This is a genomic window from Pseudoxanthomonas mexicana (assembly GCF_001556105.1).
Classification (GTDB): domain Bacteria; phylum Pseudomonadota; class Gammaproteobacteria; order Xanthomonadales; family Xanthomonadaceae; genus Pseudoxanthomonas_A; species Pseudoxanthomonas_A mexicana_A.
The window spans coordinates 1-16,862 of the sequence record NZ_LSIF01000036.1; the positions used below are offsets into that span (position 1 = coordinate 1).

General features: G+C 65.2%; 16 protein-coding genes. 13 read left to right on the top strand and 3 right to left on the bottom strand.

What is annotated here, in order from left to right:
* Positions 1-630 precede the first annotated feature (630 nt).
* From AX730_RS18805 to AX730_RS06345, 6 genes are all read left to right on the top strand, one after another.
* Positions 631-1,020 (top strand): hypothetical protein, encoded by a 390-nt coding sequence (locus AX730_RS18805; protein WP_157074125.1) that lies wholly within the window; start codon positions 631-633, stop codon positions 1,018-1,020.
* Positions 1,021-1,111: 91 nt separating this feature from the next.
* Positions 1,112-1,903 carry an alpha/beta fold hydrolase gene (locus tag AX730_RS06330; protein WP_062353600.1) on the top strand — a complete coding sequence of 264 codons (792 nt, stop codon included), beginning with the start codon at positions 1,112-1,114 and terminating at the stop codon, positions 1,901-1,903.
* A 561-nt stretch (positions 1,904-2,464) separates the two neighbouring features.
* Entirely contained in the window at positions 2,465-3,085 is a 621-nt protein-coding gene (locus AX730_RS18390) for a hypothetical protein (RefSeq protein WP_232310190.1), read from the top strand.
* A 137-nt stretch (positions 3,086-3,222) separates the two neighbouring features.
* On the top strand, positions 3,223-3,609 hold the full coding sequence (locus AX730_RS06335) for a nuclear transport factor 2 family protein (protein ID WP_062353603.1): 387 nt from the start codon (positions 3,223-3,225) through the stop codon (positions 3,607-3,609).
* A gap of 98 nt (positions 3,610-3,707) precedes the next feature.
* The gene (locus tag AX730_RS06340) at positions 3,708-4,124 is read left to right on the top strand and encodes a nucleotide triphosphate diphosphatase NUDT15 (RefSeq protein WP_062353606.1); all 417 of its coding nucleotides are present in this window, start codon (positions 3,708-3,710) and stop codon (positions 4,122-4,124) included.
* Between the two features lie 114 nt (positions 4,125-4,238).
* Positions 4,239-4,631, top strand: a complete 393-nt coding sequence (locus AX730_RS06345) for a hypothetical protein (protein WP_062353609.1) — start codon at positions 4,239-4,241, stop codon at positions 4,629-4,631.
* A gap of 35 nt (positions 4,632-4,666) precedes the next feature.
* Here the strand turns inward: AX730_RS06345 and AX730_RS06350 are convergent, their stop codons facing one another.
* The gene (locus tag AX730_RS06350) at positions 4,667-5,335 is read right to left on the bottom strand and encodes a response regulator transcription factor (protein ID WP_062353804.1); all 669 of its coding nucleotides are present in this window, start codon (positions 5,333-5,335) and stop codon (positions 4,667-4,669) included.
* Positions 5,336-5,455: 120 nt separating this feature from the next.
* Complete coding sequence (gene acs, locus AX730_RS06355) at positions 5,456-7,399, bottom strand: acetate--CoA ligase (protein ID WP_062353611.1); 1,944 nt, start codon at positions 7,397-7,399, stop codon at positions 5,456-5,458.
* Positions 7,400-7,720: 321 nt separating this feature from the next.
* On the opposite strand from acs, the gene AX730_RS06360 reads away from it, so the two are divergent.
* The 3 genes from AX730_RS06360 to AX730_RS06370 all read left to right on the top strand — a co-directional run bounded on the left by AX730_RS06360 (position 7,721) and on the right by AX730_RS06370 (position 11,277).
* Positions 7,721-9,094 carry a DcaP family trimeric outer membrane transporter gene (locus AX730_RS06360; protein ID WP_062353614.1) on the top strand — a complete coding sequence of 458 codons (1,374 nt, stop codon included), beginning with the start codon at positions 7,721-7,723 and terminating at the stop codon, positions 9,092-9,094.
* Positions 9,095-9,105: 11 nt separating this feature from the next.
* Positions 9,106-10,770, top strand: coding sequence for an MFS transporter (locus AX730_RS06365; RefSeq protein ID WP_062353617.1), 1,665 nt, complete (start codon positions 9,106-9,108; stop codon positions 10,768-10,770).
* 123 nt (positions 10,771-10,893) lie between these two features.
* Positions 10,894-11,277, top strand: a complete 384-nt coding sequence (locus tag AX730_RS06370; RefSeq protein WP_062353620.1) for a tautomerase family protein — start codon at positions 10,894-10,896, stop codon at positions 11,275-11,277.
* 1 nt (position 11,278) lies between these two features.
* Here AX730_RS06370 and AX730_RS06375 read toward each other — a convergent pair whose 3' ends face one another.
* Positions 11,279-11,611, bottom strand: a complete 333-nt coding sequence (locus tag AX730_RS06375) for an EF-hand domain-containing protein (protein WP_062353622.1) — start codon at positions 11,609-11,611, stop codon at positions 11,279-11,281.
* Positions 11,612-11,731: 120 nt separating this feature from the next.
* Between AX730_RS06375 and AX730_RS06380 the strand changes: the two genes are divergently transcribed.
* From AX730_RS06380 to AX730_RS06395, 4 genes are all read left to right on the top strand, one after another.
* Entirely contained in the window at positions 11,732-12,559 is an 828-nt protein-coding gene (locus tag AX730_RS06380; RefSeq protein ID WP_062353625.1) for an ABC transporter ATP-binding protein, read from the top strand.
* The gene (gene mutM, locus AX730_RS06385) at positions 12,552-13,379 is read left to right on the top strand and encodes a bifunctional DNA-formamidopyrimidine glycosylase/DNA-(apurinic or apyrimidinic site) lyase (protein ID WP_062353628.1); all 828 of its coding nucleotides are present in this window, start codon (positions 12,552-12,554) and stop codon (positions 13,377-13,379) included. The genes AX730_RS06380 and mutM overlap by 8 nt, the downstream gene beginning before the upstream one ends.
* Positions 13,380-13,462: 83 nt before the next feature.
* On the top strand, positions 13,463-14,029 hold the full coding sequence (locus AX730_RS06390; RefSeq protein ID WP_062353631.1) for an ECF-type sigma factor: 567 nt from the start codon (positions 13,463-13,465) through the stop codon (positions 14,027-14,029).
* Between the two features lie 24 nt (positions 14,030-14,053).
* A complete protein-coding gene (locus tag AX730_RS06395; RefSeq protein ID WP_062353632.1) occupies positions 14,054-16,858 on the top strand; it encodes a serine/threonine-protein kinase in 2,805 nt (934 codons plus the stop codon).
* Positions 16,859-16,862: the final 4 nt, after the last annotated feature.

Sequence of the window (16,862 nt, forward strand, 5' to 3'; positions counted from 1 at the left end):
AAAGCGTACGAGAAAATTCCACTTCTGAGGTCTGCTAATCTGCGGGGGGATTACCCAAGCCGAGACCGCTTCGCAGATCGGCTTGAATGGCGGGCTCTATCATTCCGCCATACCGCTTCGCGGGTCGGCTCAACTCAGGCGTTAACCCCAAATCATGCTTACGACAGTCGGACGCTATTTTGACCCTTGGGAGGCGCATATCCTGCGGGCCCGTCTCGAGGCTGAGGGCATTCCCGCAAGTGTCATTGGCGATCAACACATCATCGCTAACTGGCCCTTGTCCGTGGCTCTTGGCGGGACCGCACTTCAGGTGCCTCAGCAATTTGCGGTACAAGCGCAAGAGGTCATTGCCGCCTACCATGCCGGCACTTATGAGCAAGATTTGATCGCCGAGCACCCGGAGGCGGTGGATGCCTGCCCTGCTTGCGGAGCGGCCGAGATAGCTAGCTCTGTTCCACATAGGCAGCGCGCTCTGGCGGTTGCTACATTTCTCTTCGCATCGGCACCCTTCCCCACCAGTGCGTCCGACATGCAATGCAAAGCGTGCGGCCATCGTTGGCGGTACGGGTCTAACAATTCATTCAAGCCGAACCCGCTTCGCGGGTCGGCTTAGTTCAGGCGTTAGGACGCATGTCAGACCCACAGCAAATTTCAGCACTTGAAGCGTCGCACCTCGCATACGACGCTTTCGTCTTTACTGTCGAGGCCTTGGCTAGCTCACCAGAAGACCCATGCGAGGCTATGGGTGACTACAACACAGCCTGGGAGCCGCGGGATGATGCATTGTCCGGCCACTACCTGATTAGCTCTGGTCTCTTCACCGAAGAACAGGAGTCTGCCGTTCTGGCGTTCCTCGCTGCAGTTCACCCCATACCGGTCAATGACATGCCGGCCGGCTCAGGTCGCGCCGAGAATCTTGCAGCAATGCAGCACGCTGCCTGGGGATCCTATTCGCTTGCGTTCAAAAGAACTTCTGACAGCACTGGCTCTGGCAACAGAGAAAAACCGGGCGTTCCTTGACCGTCATGCAAATGCGCCCTGACAGTTCATCAAGCCGACGCCGCTTCGCGGCGCAACTTAGTTCAGGAGTTGGGGACCAAGATCAGTGTCAATGAGTGCTGAAACCACAGATTCGTTGGTGGCCGTTCCTGGTGGAAACATTTTTGTTCGCCGCTGGAATTCTGGCAGTACCGTCCCGGAGCCAATCGTCCTTCTACATGACTCATTAGGCTCCGTAGAAATGTGGCATGACTTTCCTGCCGAACTTTCAAAAGCATCCGCAAGACCAGTCATCGCATATGACCGACTTGGATTTGGCAAGTCATCTCCACGCTATGCCCCGCCAAGCACAAAATTTATCCTCGAGGAAGCACAAGTTCATTTTCCTGCCATTGCTCGAGCCCTTGACCTGAATAGATATGTTCTTTTCGGTCATAGCGTTGGCGGCAGCATGGCTCTGTCGGTTGCGGCGCTCCATCCCAGTCATTGCATGGCAGTCATATCAGAGTCTGCCCAAGCATTTGTAGAGCCAAGAACGCTTGCCGGCATCGAGGCTGCCAAAGAGTCTTTCAGGATCCCGGAGCGGTTCGCAAAGCTCAATAAATGGCACGGCGACAAGTCGCGCTGGGTTCTGGACGCATGGATAGAGGTTTGGTTGTCTCCACAGTTCAGGTCTTGGTCGATTGTTTCGCACCTCAAAGATGTCCAATGCCCGGTTCTCGCCATCCACGGAAACAATGACGAGTACGGCTCCGAGGAGTTTCCTAGAACCATCGCCAGGCATGTCCAGGGCCCGACAAGCCTTGAAATCCTGAGAGATTGCGGTCATGTGCCGCACCGCGAAAGGAAGGACTTGGTGCTAGATTTGGTCGCTACCTTCATCCACAAGCATTTGGGGTCATAGCATGGCCGCTTTGGCGCCCGACAATTCGTTCAAGCCGACGCTGCTTAGTGGCGGGGCTGGAATCGAGCGCTAGCCCACTTTTTCAACGAACCCGGAGGTCGCGTGAAGACGCTGTTCGCTGTCGGTCTACTCACGGCCTCGTTCTCGGCGGTCGCGGATTCGTCGCCTCCGGACTCACAGGGCGCATGGGTTGGTGCCCGCCCTAACGTCCAAGTAAACGTAACTCCCGGCAGCGCGCCGGATACTCGCACGGTCAAGGCAACTGTTTCAGACATGCGCACCTGAGCCATACTGGCCACGCTTGTCATGGCCACTCGCGCCGGCACTCCCGCCAGTGCGGAGATAGGCGGCACTGGGGGCAGGAGATGATCTCGGTTGCGTTCACCGTCATCGTTGACACATCCGGGAAGAGACGGGCGGCTACTCCAGCCAGATCCGAGGCAACACTGATGCCATTGCCCCTCAAAGCGCTACTCTCGCCATTACTCGATAAGTGGCCCAACAAATCATTCAAGCCGGCGCCGCTTCGCGGCACGGCCTAGTTCAGGCGTTAGGTGCGCTATGAAGAAGATCCTGATGATTTCTTTTTTCACGGCTTTCTCAGTCAATGCAACGAATCGTCAGGATGCGGATAGGTGCGCTTATGATCGAGAGGCACTTCTGTCTCTTGACGAAAAGGCATTTGACCAGGACGTCCCCAATGGTGGGTGGCGCAAAATTGGAAACATGCCAGGTTGCGAGGCCGCCGCCGCAGAGCTGATTGCCGCCTATCGGGAAAGATATCCAGATTCATCATCAACGGTAGCTTGGCATCAAGGCCAGATGCTCGCGTTTTCGGGGATGAACAAGCAAGCCATTCCAGTCCTTGAGAGTTCCAAGAAAGACCCGGCCCGGGACGTTGCGGGGTGGAACCACTACGTTGATGCCACTATTGCCTTCCTTTCGGGCGACAAGGAAAGCCTTGAACGCGCACGCGATCAGTTGGCGACCGTGCCCTATGGCTCAGCGCCGGGCATGCCGCCACTCGTGGATGGATTCATGGAGTTTCCGACCCAACCCGGCCAACCACCTATCAGAATGCGCTGGCCACTGAACATCGATGTTGTTGATGGCTTGGTCAAATGTTTCGGCAAGGCATACAGTGAGGCATATGGCCCATCCTGTCGCCCCGACAGATCATGAGGCGCACACCCGACAATTCATTCGCGCCGAACCCGCTTCACGGTTCGGCTTGGATCGGGCGTTGGGTGCCTCGACATCATCTGTGGCGACTGCCTGCAATCATCCTGCTATGCCTCTCGGTACTAGCGCCAAACGCATTGGCCTCCGAGCGCGATCCAGAGCATGACTTGCGTGATGCGAACCACCGCTACGATCTGGCGCTTGTAGCAGCAGATGCGTCCGCTCTCGACGCTCTGTACCTCCCTGAGTTCACGTACATTGGCCCTGGCGGTGTAGTTCGCAACAAGGCCGAACAGATTCGATCGCTTGCGTCAGGAGCCATTGATATCATCGAAGGCGGAAGCGACCATATTTCGATCACAATCTATGGAGAGGCCGCGATCCTGACCGGGCGTTTCACGGGCCGTGTGCGTGCGCACGGCGAGGAGTTCTCCTTTCAGGAGCGCTACTCAACTGTTTGGATCAATCGCGGTAATGGTTGGCGCTTGGCTTTGGAGCACGGCACTGTCATCAAAGACAAGTAGATGCGGAGTGCCGCAGCAGGCATCCAGACATTCATTCAAGCCGAGCCCGCTTTGCGGGCCAGATTGATCCAGGCGTCACGCCACGAGGAACTCCTGCCATGAATCCAGGGAAACAGCTTGTTGGCGTTGGCGCGATTGTCATGCGCGATGGGCTGGTTTTGCTCGGGAAGAGGATGGGCTCACACGGTGCGGGCACGTGGGCGCTTCCCGGCGGACATCTTGAGTTCGGTGAAAGCGCCGCGGCGTGCGCTGTACGTGAAGTCCGCGAAGAGACCGGGCTGGAGATCGAGAGCATCACCGCTGGCCCCTACACGAGTGATGTATTTGCTTCGGAGGGCAAGCATTACATCACCTTGTTTGTCGTTGCCCGAAGCGACGCTGGTGATCCGGCGCTGTGCGAGCCCGAGAAGTGTTCTGGCTGGCAATGGTTCCGCTGGTCGGAGCTGCCTAGCCCGTTGTTCCAGCCTCTTGCAACGCTTCATGCGACGGGGTTCGTTCCGAACGGAGCGACCTAGCCGTTCATTCTGTTCGAACACGCCTAGCTGACGCGCTCACCGGCGTCGCTTACTGTTGCTCATTCTCCACACCCTCGCGCTATCGTTCGCCACACCTCCACCCGGAAGCCGCCCATGGTGATTCCCCGCAAGCAGGCCGTGGTTGCTGGCGTCATCGCCATCGCATGCGTCCTCGCGCTTCAGGCACTCAACAGCATCGGCTGCTACGAACACACACTGGTGACGTTCGTGCAGGTACTGGGCATGTTCCTGCTGGTGCCCCTACTGCCGGCGCTGATGTCGCTGTTCACCGCCAATCCGTTGCGGGCGGTGGGGGCGTGCCTGCTGTTCGCCCCGTGGCTGGTGTTTGCCTACTACACCGACTGCGTGCGGCCGTACCAGGGTGGCGGCGCTTCGATGATCTACGTGGCCGTGCTGCTGTGGGGCACGCCGTGCGCCGTCGTGGGCGCATTGCTCACCGGACCGGTAATGCGACTGTTCGGCCTGACGGTGGCATCGCACCGATAGCCGGGAACTGACACCGCCCCGACGTCGCGCCGGCCCTACTCCGCTTCTTCCGGCGGTAATACGATGCCGTCGGGATCCACCGCCAAGCGACCGGCGGCCAGCACCGCCTGCGTGCGGTTGGTGACGTGCAGCTTGCGCAGGATGGCGGTGACGTGGGCCTTGATGGTGGCTTCGGACACGCCCAGGTCGTAGGCGATCTGCTTGTTGAGCAAACCAGCGCCCAGCATCTGCAACACCTTGAACTGCTGTGGCGTGAGGTCGCGCAGACGCTGCGCGGTTTCCTGCTCGTCGCGGCTGGTGGCGGGCGCGTTGTGCGCTTCGTCCGGCACCCAGCGCTCGCCGTCCAGCACCATGCCGATGGCCTGGCCGATGGTGTCCGAATCAGCAGACTTGGGAATGAAGCCGAGCGCACCATGATCCAGCGCGCGGCGCATCACTGCCGGTTCCTCGCGCGCCGACACGATGACCACCGGCAGCTGCGGGTGCAGCGCGCGCAGGTGCACCAGCGCGTTGAACCCATGCGCGCCCGGCATGTTGAGGTCCATCAGTAGCAGGTCGGCATCGGGATGCGCGTCGACCAGGACGTACAGCGCATCGACGCTGTCGGCTTCATGCAGCTTCACGCCCGGCATCACGCGTTGCACGGCACCCCGCAGCGCCTCGCGGAACAGCGGGTGGTCGTCGGCAATCAGCAGGGTGGGCATGGCGGTGCGGTCCATCGTGGGGGAAGGGTAATCCGTGGGGGTCGTGCTGCACAGGTGCAGGCGTCACCCGCCCGCCTCGTGCTGGCCCGTCGCCTCCCCGCGACGGGCCGTGTACGTCGTCTACTTGACCTTGCGTTCGGCGACCAGCGAGTCCACGACCGATGGATCGGCCAGCGTGGACGTATCGCCGAGCTGCTCTGGGGCGTTCTCGGCGATCTTGCGCAGGATGCGGCGCATGATCTTGCCCGAACGCGTCTTCGGCAGGCCCGGCGCCCATTGCAGGTGGTCGGGCGTGGCGATCGGACCGATCTCCTTGCGCACCCAGGCCACCAGTTCCTTCAGCAGTTCGTCGCTCTGCGCTTCGCCGGCCTTGAGGGTGACGTAGGCATAGATGCCCTGGCCCTTGATGTCGTGCGGGAAGCCGACCACCGCGGCTTCGGCCACCTTGGGATGCGCGACCAGCGCGCTTTCCACTTCGGCAGTACCGATGCGGTGGCCGGAGACGTTGATGACGTCGTCGACGCGGCCGGTGATCCAGTAGTAGCCGTCGGCATCGCGGCGGCAGCCGTCGCCGGTGAAGTAGGTGCCCGGATAGGTGCGGAAATAGGTGTCGATGAAGCGCTGGTGGTCGCCGTACACGGTGCGCATCTGGCCCGGCCAGGAATCCAGCAGCACCAGGTTGCCTTCGGTGGCGCCATCGAGCTGTTCGCCGTTGGCATCCACCAGCGCCGGCTTCACGCCGAAGAACGGCAGCGTGGCCGAACCGGGCTTGAGGTCGATGGCACCCGCCAGCGGGGTGATGAGGATGCCGCCGGTCTCGGTCTGCCACCAGGTATCGACGATCGGGCAACGGCCATCGCCGACCACGTCGTAGTACCAGCGCCAGGCTTCGGGGTTGATCGGCTCGCCGACGCTGCCGAGCAGGCGCAGCGAGGCGCGCGAGGTCCGCTTCACCGGTGCTTCGCCCTCGCGCATCAGCGCGCGGATTGCGGTGGGCGCGGTGTAGAAGATGGTGACCTTGTGCTTGTCGATCACGTCCCAGAAGCGAGAGACGTTGGGATAGTTGGGCACGCCTTCGAACATCACCGCCGTGGCGCCGTTGGCGAGCGGCCCGTAGACGATGTAGCTGTGGCCGGTGACCCAGCCCACGTCGGCCGTGCACCAGTAGATGTCGTCCTCGCGCAGGTCGAACACCGCCTCGTGCGTGTACGCGGCATACAGCAGGTAGCCGCCGGTGGTGTGCAGCACGCCCTTCGGCTTGCCGGTGGACCCTGAGGTGTACAGGATGAACAGCGGATCCTCGGCGTTCATGCGCTCGGGCTCGCACTCGGCCGGCTGCGCATCGACCACGGCGTCGAACCAGCGGTCACGCGGCATCTGCATGTCGACCGCACCACCCGTGTGGCGCACGACCAGGACGGTCTCGACCGAGTTGGTACCGGGCAGCTTCAGCGCGGCGTCGACGTTCGCCTTCAGCGGCACCTTCTTGCCGCCGCGCAGGCCTTCGTCGGCGGTGATGATGAGCTTGCTGGCGCAGTCGGACACGCGGTCGGCGATGGAGTTGGGCGCGAAGCCACCGAACACCACCGAGTGGATCGCGCCGATGCGCGCGCAGGCCAGCATCGCGACGGCGGCATCGGGGATCATCGGCAGGTAGATGGTGACGCGGTCGCCCTTCTGCACGCCCAGCGCGCGCAGCGCGTTGGCCAGCTTGCAGGTGCGCTCATAAAGTTCGCGGTAGGTCACGCCATAGGACGGCGTGTCGGGACTGTCGGCTTCGAACAGCAGGGCGACCTTGTCGCCGCGTTCGGCCAGCTGGCGGTCCAGGCAGTTGACGCTGGCATTGAGCTCACCGTCGGCGAACCAGCGGATGCGGAAGTCGTCCAGTGCGTAGTTGACGTCCTTGATCTGCGTCGGCTTCCTGAACCAGTCCAGGCGTTCGGCCGCCTTGCCCCAGAACGCCTCGGGATCGTCGATCGACGCCTGGTAGTCGCGCTCGTACTGCTCGCGCGTGATGCGGGTCTTGGCGGCGAATTCCGGCTTGACCGGATACAGGTCAGTCATGAGGTCCTCCCGGGACGTTCAAGTAAAGCGTCGATTCTGAAGCAAGCGGGGCGGAAGGCGGGCATCCGATGGGACGACGTCGGCGCATCCGGGGGATCGAGTTTGACGCATACCGGCGTGCGGCATTGCAGCATCCGGCTTAGACGATGGTCTTAAAACGCGCGTGCCGCGGACTGCGACAGATCGCCGCACCCCTGTTTTTCCCGGGGTTTGTCTTTGCTGCACCGCCGTTACGACTAATGGCGAATAGGCGGTGCAGGCACACAGGCGCAAGTCTCCCCCCAGCCGCGAAACGCGGCCATCAACCTTTCGGGAGGGGTTATGACCCAACGTTCCGCATTCGCGCGACGGCCGCTGGCTGCCGCGCTGTTCGTCGCTTTGATCGCGCCTGGCATGGCGTTCGCGCAGACCGCCAAGGAGAAAGCGCTGGAAGCGCGCGTCGCCGATCTGGAGCGGCAGGTGCAGCTGCTGCTGTCCTCGCAGCAACAGCAGCAGACGCAGCTCACCACCACGCAGGAGCAGGTGACGCAGGTGCAGGCCGCCCAGGCCACCAAGCCCGCGCTGCCCGCCGGCAAGCAGCCGATCCAGGCGATCACGATCACGCCTGGCTCCGCGCCGGGCACCACCTTCAAGTTCGGCGGCTTCATCAAGGCCGATTTCCTGGCCACCCAGACCGGTGACGGCCAACTGGCCGACGATGCCACGGGCCGTTCGTTGTACCTGCCCGGGCAGACGCCGGTGGCCGGTGCCGGCGGTACCGGCGATGCCTCGTCGTGGGACTACAACGCGCACGCCAAGTTCTCGCGCTTCAACCTGGGCGTGGACCATGTGGCCGAGAACGGCGACAAGGCCGGCGCGCTGGTCGAGATGGATTTCTTCGGCAACTCGCTGGGCAACCAGACGGCCACCAACACCTACGGCGTGACGCTCCGCCACGCCTACATGTACTGGAACAACTGGCTGGCCGGCCAGACCTGGTCCAACTTCATGGACGCGGCCTCGATCCCCGAGGCCGTCGACTTCGTCGGTCCTACCGATGGCGTGCTGTTCGTGCGGCAGGCGCAGCTCCGCTACACCAAGGGCGGATTCAGCGCCTCGCTGGAAAACCCGGAGACCACGCTGGTCGGCAGCACCGCGTCCGATCGCGGCTCGCTGCCCGACCTGACGATGCGCTACAACTGGAAGGGCGACTGGGGCACGTTCGGCATCGCCGGCCTGGTCCGGCAACTCAAGGTCGATCGTCCCGGCTACGACGACAGTCAAGTCGCTGGTGGCGTCACCGTGGGCGGCAAGTGGGTGATGGGCGGAAACGACACCCTGCACTACCAGTTCACCGGCGGTGAGGGCATCGCCCGTTACGTCGGTCTGGGCATCCACCAGGATGGCGTGCTGGACGCCAGCGACGGCAGCGTGGATTCCATCGGCGTACTGGCCGGCTACGTCGGCTGGCGCCACGCCTACTCGCCGAAGCTGCGCAGCAACCTGATCTTCGCGCGCAGCGACTACGACAACGACGATGCGTTGACCGGCCTGCTGGTCACCAAGAGCGTGCAGAGCCTGCGCGGCAACGTGTTCTACACCCCGATGCCGAAAGTCGATGTCGGTGTCGAACTGATGTACGGCGTGCGCGAAATCGAGGACGGCCGCAAGGGTGACATCCGGCGCGTCCAGTTCACCACCAAATACAGCTTCTGAGGGGAATGCACATGAGTTCCACGTCTGCGCAGCATTCGTCGTCGGGCGATCTGACGAAGGGCCACAAGAAGGTCATCTTCGCCTCGAGCCTCGGCACGGTCTTCGAGTGGTACGACTTCTACCTGTACGGGTCGCTGGCCGCCATCATCGCCAAGCAGTTCTTCAGCGGCGTCAACCCGACCACGGGCATGATCTTCGCGCTGCTGGCCTTCGCCGCCGGCTTCTTCGTGCGTCCGTTCGGCGCGGCGTTCTTCGGCAGCCTCGGCGACCGCATCGGCCGCAAGTACACGTTCCTGGTCACCATCCTGATCATGGGCATCTCGACCTTCCTGGTCGGCATCCTGCCCAACTACGCGTCGATCGGCATGGCGGCGCCCGTCATCCTCATCGTGCTGCGCCTGGCCCAGGGCCTGGCGATGGGCGGTGAGTACGGCGGTGCGGCGACCTACGTGGCCGAGCATGCGCCGGACGGCAAGCGCGGCCTGTACACGGCCTTCATCCAGACCACCGCGACGCTGGGCCTGTTCCTGTCGCTGCTGGTGATCCTGGCCTGCCGCCTGACGCTGGGTACCGAAGCATTCGAAGACTGGGGCTGGCGCATTCCGTTCCTGGCGTCGATCATCCTGCTCGGCATCTCGGTGTGGATCCGCCTGCAGTTGAGCGAATCGCCACTGTTCCAGCAGATGAAGGCCGAAGGCAAGGGCTCCAAGACCCCGTTCCGCGATTCGCTGAAGGGCGGCAACCTGAAGCTGATGCTGCTGGTGCTGTTCGGCGCGACCGCCGGTCAGGCCGTCGTCTGGTACGCCGGTCAGTTCTACGCGCTGTTCTATCTGCAGAGCATCCTGAAGGTCGACTCCACGGTCGCCTACCTGCTGATCGCCGCCGCGCTGTTCCTGGCCACGCCGTTCTTCCTGTTCTTCGGCTGGCTGTCGGACCGTATCGGCCGCAAGAAGATCATCATGGCGGGCTGCCTGCTGGCCGCGCTGACCTACTTCCCGATCTTCAAGGGCATCACCCACTTCGCCAACCCGGGCGTGGAAGAAGCCAGCCGCACCTCGCCGGCCGTCGTGGTCGCCGACAAGAACACCTGCTCCTTCCAGTTCGACCCGATCCCGGGCACGCGCAAGTTCACCAGTTCGTGCGACCAGGCCACCGCCGCCCTCGCCCGTGCCGGCGTGCCGTACAGCGTGGAAGCCGCCCCGGCGGGCACGCTGGCACAGGTCCGCGTGGGCCAGGCCTCGGTGCCGTCGTTCGAAGCCGCCGGCCTGCCGGGCGACGAAGTGAAGGCCAAGACCGCCGCGTTCGGCGGTGAACTGAAGACGGCGCTGGGTGCGGCCGGTTACACCGAGAAGGCGCCGACGGATCGCATCAATGTCCCGATGACGATCTTCCTGCTGTGGATCCTGGTGATCTACGTGACCATGGTGTACGGCCCGATCGCCGCCTACCTGGTCGAGCTGTTCCCGACGCAGATCCGCTACACCTCGATGTCGCTGCCGTACCACATCGGTAACGGCTGGTTCGGCGGCTTCCTGCCGGCCATCTCGTTCGCGCTGGTCGCGGCTACGGGCAACCTGTACTACGGCCTGTGGTACCCGATCGGCATCGCGGTGATGACGCTGATCATCGGTACGTTCTTCCTGCGCGAGACGAAGGACGTCGACATCACGAAGTAAACGTTCCTCCCCGCCGGCCCCTCCCAGGGCCGGCAACCCCGACGCCGGCCTTCATGGCCGGCGTTTTCTTTTGCGCGAACCCGCCACGCGATACGCTGGCCACCCGTCGCACGAGCCGTCGCCATGCCGCTGATCACCCTGACTGTCCGTCGCCCGAAGGACGATGCGTTCAAGTCGTCGATCCTCGATGCGGTGCACGCCGCACTGGTCGCCTCCGGCGTGCCGGCGACCGACCGCTTCCAGCGCGTGCTGGAACTGTCGGCGGAGGATTTCCGCTACGACCCGGGATATCCGGATGTGGCCGGCGCGCGCGACGAGGATTTCGCGCTGATCGAGATCCTGTGGTCGGTCGGCCGCAGCGTGAAGGTGAAGAAGGCGCTGCTGGCCGACCTGATGCAGCGGCTGACGGCCGCGGGCAGGAACCCGGAAAACGTCATGGTCTGCTTCAAGGAAACCACGTGGGAGAACTGGGCGTTCGCGGGCGGACGCCTGATCCACGCACCATGATTCAGCGCGGCGGCGCGGCCAGTTCCTTCTCGCTGAGGAAACCGTCGCCGTCCACGTCCTGACGCTTGAAGCGCGCAGCGAGCTGGGCGAGATGCGCGTCGCGGGTGATCGGCTTGCCGCGTCCACCCGGCAGCTCGTCGACCGAGAGCACGCCGTCGCGGTTGCGGTCCATGCCATCGAAGGCATAGCTCATCCACGCCTGGTATTCGGCCAGGCTGACGCGGCCGTCACCGTCGGTGTCCATGCGCGCGAGGTACTCGCCGGTGGCATGTACCTGCGCCTTCGCAGTGAGCGGCGAGAAGGCGATCAGCAGTAACGGCAGGCAATGGCGCATGACCGCATTGTAGGGGCGGCTGCCGCCGGGCGCGTGTTTGCGGTCGGCAGGGCGCCGCCGCGGCCCTCGAAGCCGCGGGATATTCGGGTACGCTGGCACGGTATTCCCCCGCACGCCCCGATGAACCTGCCCGCGCCCTCCTCCGCGCTGATCGCGCCCCTGTTCGAACTGGACCGCGCCACCGTGGTGCGCGGTGCGACGCGCGTGCTGCACGACCTGTCGCTGACCATCCCGCTGGGCCAGCACACGGCCATCCTCGGGCCCAATGGCTGCGGCAAATCGACGTTCATCAAACTGATCAACCGCGAGCTGTACCCGCTGGCCCGCGAAGGCGATGCGCCGGTGAAGGTGTTCGGCCTGCGCCGATGGAACGTCAGCGAGTTGCGCAACCGGCTCGGCGTGGTGACCAGCGACCTCACCCGCGACCTGCAGCAGATGCCGTCCCTGCGCGTGGAGGACGCGGTGGTCACCGGCTTCTTCTCCAGCTTCATGCTGCCGCCGCACCGGCAGGTCGACGCCGACATGCGCGCCCGCGCCCGTCGTGCACTGGAGGACGTCCGCGCGATGGCGCTGGCCGACCGCCAGGTCGCCGAACTTTCCACCGGCGAGATGCGTCGCGTGCTGATCGCGCGCGCCCTGGTACACCAACCCGAAGCGCTGCTGCTGGACGAACCCACCGCCGGCCTCGACCTGGTGGCGCGACAGCATTTCCTGGGCCTGATGCGCAGCCTCGCGCAACGCGGCATCACCCTGGTGCTGGTGACGCACCATATCGAAGAGATCATTCCCGAGATCGACCGCGTGCTGCTGCTGCGCAACGGCAGCGTGCAGGCCGATGGCGACCGCGCCAGCACGCTGATGGACGCGCCGCTGAGCCATGCATTCGGCGGGCCGGTGCGCGTGCGGCGCGACGGCGATTACTACAGCGCGGCGATGGCCGATGCCTGAGCTGCCCGAAGTCGAGACCACGCGGCGCGGACTGGCGCCGCATGTCGAAGGCCAGCGCATCGCGACGGTCACGCTGCGCCGGCCCGACCTGCGCTGGCCGATTCCCTCCGAGGTCGCGCGCGAGCTGCCCGGCCAGCGCATCGACGCCGTGCGCCGGCGCGCCAAGTACCTGCTGATGGATACCGCCGCCGGCAGTGCCCTGCTGCACCTGGGCATGTCGGGCAGCCTGCGCGTGCTGCCGGCCACCACCCCGGTGACGGCGCACGACCATGTGGACATCGCGCTGGAGGGCACGCACGACGCACCCGGCCGCGTGTTGCGCTTCAACGATCCGCGCCGCTTCGGCAGCCTGCTGTGGCAGCCGGCCGGCGAGACGCATCCGCTGCTGCAGCACCTGGGACCGGAGCCGCTGTCGGACGCCTTCGACGGCGACTACCTGTTCGCCCTCAGCCGCGGCCGCAAGGCGCCGGTGAAGACCTTCCTGATGGACCAGGCCGTGGTGGTGGGCGTGGGCAACATCTATGCGGCCGAGAGCCTGTTCCGCGCCGGCATCTCGCCGTTGCGCGCGGCCGGCAAGGTCTCGCGCGAGCGCTACGCGGCGCTGGCCGAGGCGGTGAAGGCCATCCTGGCCCATGCCATCACCCGCGGCGGCACCACGCTGCGGGACTTCCTCAGCCCCGACGGCGCGCCGGGATACTTCGAGCAGGAGTTGTCGGCCTATGGCCGTGGCGGTGCGCCCTGCCCGCGCTGCGGCCGAGCGATGAAGCAGGCCAGCATCGGCCAGCGCGCGACGGTGTGGTGCGGACACTGCCAGCGCTGACCCTGGCTGCGGTCACGGGCCTCCCTCACTTCCTGTGAGGTAAATGACGTTATATTCCCGCCCTTGGCATGTGGGGAAGACGGATGGCCGACGCACCTGACATCACACTCTGGCTGGACTCGGCCCGCAGCGGCGATCGCGCCGCGCTGGACCGCGTGCTGGCCACGCTGTACCAGGAACTGCACACCATGGCCCGTCGCCAGCTGTCCGGCCAGCACGGCTACACGCTGGATGCGACGGCGCTGGTGCACGAGTCCTACCTGAAGCTGCTCGGCTCCACCGGCACCGCCAAGTTCGAGGACCGCGCGCACTTCTTCGCTTACGCCGCCTCGTCGATGCGCAGCGTGGTCGTCGACTACGCGCGCAGCCGGCTGGCGCGCAAGCGCGGTGGCGACCTCAAGCGCGTGGCGGATATCCCGGAAGAAGTGGAAGGCAACCTGCGCCTGGACGAAGACATGCTGGCGTTGAACGACGCGCTGGAGAAACTCGCCGCCGCCGACGAACGCCTGGCCCAGGTCGTGGAGATGCGCTACTTCGCCGGCCTCTCCGAACTGGAGATCGCCGAACTGCTGCAGCGCTCGGAGCGCAGCATCCGCCGCGACTGGCAGAAGGCCCGGCTGTTCCTGCTGTCGGCGATGGCGGACAGCTGAGCCCAGCCTCGCCACGCCGCACCGATGGACGTCGAACGCTGGAAACGCCTGTCGCCGTTGCTCGACGTCCTGCTGGAACTGGACCCGGAGGCGCGCGCGGAGCAACTCGAGATCCTGCGTGCGGATGATCCCGATACCGCACGCGAAGTAGAAAAGCTGCTCGCGCTGGAAGAGGAAGGCGAGGGCTTCATCGACCAGCCGCTGGTCGACAAGCCGGGGCAGCTGAAGCCCGGCATGCGCGTCGGCCCCTACCAGCTCGAATCGCTGCTGGGCGAGGGCGGCATGGGCATGGTGTGGCTGGCCACGCGTGCCGACGGGCTGTACCAGCGCCGGGTCGCGCTGAAGCTGCTGCGGCCCGGCCTGGCCGATCCCAACCTGCGGCTGCGCTTCACCCGCGAGCGCGAGATCCTCGCCCGCCTGGAACACCGCAACATCGCGCGCCTGCTGGACGCCGGCATCGGCGGCGAGGGCCAGCCCTACCTGGCGCTGGAATACGTCGAAGGCGTGTCGATCACCGACTACTGCCAGGCCAACAACATCAGCCTGGAAGAGCGGCTGTCGCTGTTCCTGCAGATCTGCGAGGCGGTCAGCCACGCCCACGCAAACCTGATCGTCCACCGCGACCTCAAGCCTTCCAACATCCTGGTGACGCCGAGCGGCGACGTGCGCCTGCTGGACTTCGGCATCGCCAAGCTGCTGGACGATTCGGAACCCGCACCGGTCCACCCGCGCACCGAGGTGCGGGCCTTCACCCTGCACTACGCGGCACCGGAACAGGTCCGCGGCGAACTCGTCACCACGATGACCGACGTGTATTCGCTCGGCGTGGTGTTGTACGAGCTCATCGCCAACACCAAGCCCTACCGCCTGCGCCGGCAGACCGATGCCGAGTGGGAGCAGGCCATCCTGGCGGTGGAGCCGCTGAAGCCCTCCGTGGCCACCTTGCGCACCACCGACGGCAGCCGCAGCCAGTGCCCGGAGGCGCGCCGCACCTCGCGCAAGCTGGCCGGCGACCTCGACAACATCGCCCTGAAGGCCCTGCAGAAGGCGCCGGAACAGCGCTATCCGTCAGTCGAAGCGTTTGCGCTGGACCTGCAGCGGCATATCGAAGGCCGCCCGGTGCATGCGCGTCCGCAGAGCGTGGGCTACCGGCTGCACAAATACCTGGTGCGGCATCGTTGGGCGCTGGGCATCGGGGTCGTCGTGGCGACGATACTGGTGGCCGCGCTGGCCGCCAGCGTGTGGCAGGGTCGGCAGGCGATGCGCGAGACCGCGCGTGCGCAGGCGATGCAGGATTTCGTGATCGGCCTGTTCGACAACGCCAGTGCGTCGCAACACGGCAATACGTTCGACGCACGCGAACTGCTCGCTGCCGGCGAGCGCCGCGGCGAACGCGAACTCGCCGGCCAGCCACGCACGCAAGCCGAATTGCTGGGCTTGATCGCGCGCCTGCGGCTGGGCCTGGGCGACTACCACGAGTCGCTCGCGCTGCTGGAAAAGCAGGCGCGCCTGCTGGCCGTGACGGAGGATGCCCCCGACAGCCTGCGATTGCAGGCCGCCACGCAGCATGGCCGCGTGCTGCGCCTGCTGGGGCGCGCGCGCCAGTGCGTGCAGGCGATGGCGCCGATGGAAACGCGACTGCGGACGCTGGAGTCCCGCCTGCCGCTGCGGGTGGCGGAGTTCCAGTCGCAGAGCGGGCGCTGCCGCGCGGACGCCGGCGAGAAACAACTTGCACGGCAGATGTTCGACCGCTCGCTGGATATCCGCCGCAACCTCAAGGACGACGCGGGCGTCGCCGAGAACATGCGCGACCTCGCCCAGCTGGACGTGGAGCTGGGCAACGCCGATGCCGGTGCGCGCGGCTATCGGGCGGCGCTGGCGTACCTGCAGGCGCACGGCCACGCACGGCATCCGCTGGTGATCGAGATCCAGCGCAGCCTGGCACTGCTGTACCGCAACCGCGGCGAGACCGACGCCGCCCTGGCGGCATTCCAGCGCGCGCGCGACCTGGCGCAAGAGATCCATGGTCCACAGCATCCGATCACCCAAGCCGTCCGCCGGCAGGTGGCGGCCATCCATGTCGATCTGGGGGAGCTGCGCAAAGCGGAAGCGGAGCTGCGCGAACTGCATGCGCTCACCCTGCGCACCGTCGGCCCGGAACATCGCGATGCCGCCGCCAGCTGGAACTCACTGGGCATCATTGCGTGGGAGCGGGGCGACTACGACAGCGCAGTACGCGATGTCGGGCACGCGGTGACGATCCTGCGCCAGCTGGACAACCGGCAGCTGCTCCCCAGCACCCTGTTCAATTACGGCATGGTGCTGCACAGCGCGCATCGCGAAGACGAGGCGCTGGCGATCCTGCTGGAGGCGCGGCAGATACGCGTCGAGCAGATCGGCGCAAGCCATCCGCTGATCGGCGAGACCGATCGCATGATCGGCGAGGTGCTCGCCGCCCAGGGCGACCTGCAGGGTGCGACGGAGCGCTTCGACCGCGCCGTTCGGCTGACCCGCGTGGGCTTTGGCCCCGACCATCCGCGCACCTGGTTTTCGGAACTGTCGATGGTCCACCACCTGACACGGCTGGGCCGGCCACAGGACGCGATCGCCTTGCTGCAACCGCTGGCCACGCATCAGGGTGGCGGCAGCGAAGCACCCAAATTGCGCTGGCTGGCGCGCGCATATATCGCGGAAGCGCGTTGCCGCCTGGACGAAAAAGAGCGCGCGCGCCGCGAGCTGGATGCGCTGGCGGGCGAACTGCGTGCCGCCCTACCGGATGGCGGCGTCATTCCGCACGAGATCGCCGAGCTGCGTGCCGCCTGCCGCTGAGGCG